This window comes from Synechocystis sp. LEGE 06083, from assembly GCF_015207725.1.
GTDB classification, from domain to species: domain Bacteria; phylum Cyanobacteriota; class Cyanobacteriia; order Cyanobacteriales; family Microcystaceae; genus Synechocystis; species Synechocystis salina.
On sequence record NZ_JADEWJ010000340.1, the window covers coordinates 1 to 3,519 of the forward strand.

At 45.0% G+C, this 3,519-nt stretch carries 1 protein-coding gene and 2 pseudogenes; all 3 read left to right on the forward strand.

Annotated features, from left to right (window positions below):
• Positions 1–308, forward strand: a pseudogene (locus IQ219_RS18090) (hypothetical protein); the annotation flags it as partial.
• 276 nt (positions 309–584) lie between these two features.
• On the forward strand, positions 585–3,044 hold the full coding sequence (ppsA, locus tag IQ219_RS18095; protein ID WP_194073526.1) for a pyruvate, water dikinase: 2,460 nt from the start codon (positions 585–587) through the stop codon (positions 3,042–3,044).
• 265 nt (positions 3,045–3,309) lie between these two features.
• A pseudogene (locus IQ219_RS20265) lies at positions 3,310–3,519 on the forward strand (TVP38/TMEM64 family protein); the annotation flags it as partial.

Sequence of the window (3,519 nt, forward strand, 5' to 3'; positions counted from 1 at the left end):
ACAAGGAGTTTAGCGAACTTTATAGTGAAAAATTAGCCCAAATTCGGGCTGGGTATTACCAGCGGGCTGAATATGACACCTTTTGTTTAGCTTGTATTTTTGGCAACTTGCCCAACTTGAGATTTACGGCCTTGAGCGTGCACTATCGCCGGGAAACAATCCAAGGGCAACCCTGGCTTTACTTCGGGCAACGCTATCAGAACAATGAGCGGTTATTTATTCCTCTTTGTTTTAAAATCCACCACGCCAATACGGATCCCTTGGTACTGGACCAGGCCATCAATCAATTTCAAGCTCGCTTCATTTAACCTATCTAATCCAAACCTTAAACTGTCTCAAATATCTTTGGCGATCGCCTTCTCACTGGAATTGAAAGCCAACTCTGACGTAGAAAAACTAAAATCAATGACCACAAACAAGCAACTATTATCAGTTTACCGTAGATTTTGCCCTTACAATGATTTTTTAATAATTAATTAACACTATATTTAAGAAACCTATCAATTTATAAATAATTACCAACAAAATAAAGTTTATTATATCAGCCTCGATAAACTGAAGGTATCGATTAGGGGTAAATAGATATGGTAAGTTCAGTCGTCGAAAAAACCTCTGTGGCCCATAAAGAAACTGCTTTAATCCTCTGGTTTGAAGAGGTGGGCACCCATGACGTTGGCTTGGTGGGGGGTAAGAATTCTTCCCTGGGGGAAATGATTCAACAGTTGACCAGCAAGGGAGTAAATGTGCCTTCTGGTTTTGCCACCACTGCCTATGCTTACCGCTATTTTATCCAAGAGGCTGGCTTAGAGCAAAAACTTCGGGATCTCTTTGCCGACCTGGACGTAAATAACATGGTCAATTTGCAGGAGAGGGGTCATCTAGCCCGGCAATTAATATTAGACACTCCCTTCCCCCAAAACCTACAAGCGGCGATCGCCGAAGCCTATGGAGCCATGTGTGAGCGCTACGGTTGCAAAGTTGATTGTACTGGAGTGGATGTGGCAGTGCGATCCAGTGCCACAGCAGAAGATTTACCGGAGGCTAGTTTTGCGGGGCAACAGGAAACCTACCTCAATGTCCACAGTCTTTCCTGTGTTTTGGAATCCTGCCATAAATGCTTTGCTTCCCTCTTTACTGACCGGGCCATTTCCTATCGGCATCACAATGGCTTTGACCATTTTGCGGTGGCTTTATCGGTGGGTGTACAAAAAATGGTGCGCTCTGATCTGGCCACTTCTGGGGTGATGTTTTCCATTGATACGGAAACAGGTTTCAAAAATGCGGCTTTGATTACCGCGGCCTATGGACTGGGGGAAAATGTAGTCCAGGGAGCAGTGAACCCCGATGAATATTTTGTGTTTAAACCCACTTTGAAGGAAGGTTTTAAGCCAATTTTGGAGAAACGTTTAGGCAGTAAAGCCATTAAAATGGTTTACGATGTGGGCGGTTCTAAACTGACTAAAAATGTGGAAGTGGCGGAACCAGAACGGGAAAAATATTGCATTAATGATGAAGAAATTCTCCAACTAGCCCGTTGGGCTTGCATTATTGAAGACCACTATTCTGAAGTGCGGGGAATTTACACTCCCATGGATATTGAGTGGGCTAAGGATGGACAAACGGGGGAATTATTCATTGTTCAGGCCCGACCGGAAACGGTGCAATCCCAAAAGTCCGCCAATGTGATTAAAACCTACGAGTTAAAGGATCACAGCCAAGTGTTAGCCACGGGGCGCAGTGTGGGGGCGGCGATCGGCCAGGGCAAAGCCCAGGTAATTCGCAATGTTTCTGAAATTAACCAGTTTCGTCCCGGCGAGGTCTTGATCACCAACCGCACCGACCCGGATTGGGAACCGATTATGAAACAGGCTTCGGCGATCGTTACTAATCAAGGGGGTCGAACCTGCCATGCCGCAATTATTGCCAGGGAAATGGGCATTCCGGCGATCGTGGGTTGTGGGGATGCTACCGACAGCATTAAAACCGGCGAAGACGTTACCATCTGTTGTTCTGAGGGGGATGAAGGCTCTGTTTACAGCGGCATTTTGAACTACGAAGTCCACGAAACAGAATTATCTAATATTCCCCGCACCAAAACTCAAATTTTGATGAATGTGGGCAATCCAGAACAGGCCTTTGGTTTTGCCAGTTATCCCGCCGATGGTGTAGGCCTAGCCCGGTTGGAATTTATTATTGCTAATCACATTAAGGCCCATCCCCTCGCCCTGATGAAATTTGACGAGTTGGAAGATCCTGTTGCCAAGGCAGAAATTGCCCAGTTGACCAAACTCTACGCTGGCGATCGCCCGCAGTTCTTTGTCGATAAATTGGCCCATGGCATTGCCATGATTGCAGCGGCGTTCTATCCCAAACCTGTGGTGGTGCGGATGTCAGACTTCAAATCCAATGAGTACGCCAATCTCCTTGGTGGTCGTCAGTTTGAACCGAAGGAAGAAAACCCCATGATCGGCTGGCGGGGGGCCTCCCGTTACTATGACCCCAATTACCGAGAAGCCTACGCGTTGGAATGCCAAGCCCTCAAACGGGTCCGGGACGATATGGGTTTAACCAATGTTATTCCGATGATTCCTTTCTGTCGTACCCCCGACGAAGGTCGCAAAGTCATTGCGGAAATGGCTAAACATGGCTTGAAGCAAGGGGAAAATGGCCTAGAAATTTACGTGATGTGCGAACTACCTAGCAATGTCATTCTCGCCGATGAGTTTAGCCAAGTATTTGATGGGTTCTCCATTGGCTCCAACGATTTAACCCAATTAACCTTGGGTCTGGACCGGGATTCTTCCCTCGTTGCCCATCTATTTGATGAGCGTAATCAGGGGGTTAAACGCATGGTCAAAATGGCGATCGAAACGGCCAAAGCCAACGGTCGTAAGATCGGTATTTGTGGTCAAGCCCCTTCAGATTATCCTGAGTTCGCCGAATTTTTAGTGGAATTGGGCATTGATTCCATCAGTCTTAATCCAGATTCCGTGCTGAAAACCGTTTTACGCATTGCGGAGGTGGAAAAAGCGAAACCTCATTAATCAACATACACTGAGTAGGTCTTGAATTGCTCCACTAGGCTATATTTGTACATCCTCAGTTGTTTTCACTCTGATAATTCAAATTGATTATCCTCCCCCATCTATGATAGTGGGGGATAATTTTTAAAAACAAGGTATGGTAGGGCTTTCTGGTATCCATTGACGGTTAATTTTTTGGCTAGGGAGTAGACTAATTATCAATCATTAGTTAACATGCAGAACTAATACCAGATGTCGATTGGTAATTCCACAGGAGAACTTAAGTTTGAAATTATTTGTCAAGTTGGCAATTACCACTCTTTTAATTGCTGGATTGATATTTATTGTCCATCATTTTCAGTTAGGAAATGCGCTTAATTTGTTACTAACTAAAATTGAAAACTTAGGTTGGTGGGCTCCTTTAATTTATATCGCTGTCTACAATCTAGCCACAATTTTACTGATACCCGGTTCCTTATTAACCATGAAAGGAGGC

What these genes read in the sequence shown, in the direction of transcription:
- ppsA (WP_194073526.1), top strand. Translation starts at nt 585, where the DNA reads ATGGTAAGTTCAGTCGTCGAAAAAACCTCTGTGGCCCATAAAGAAACT.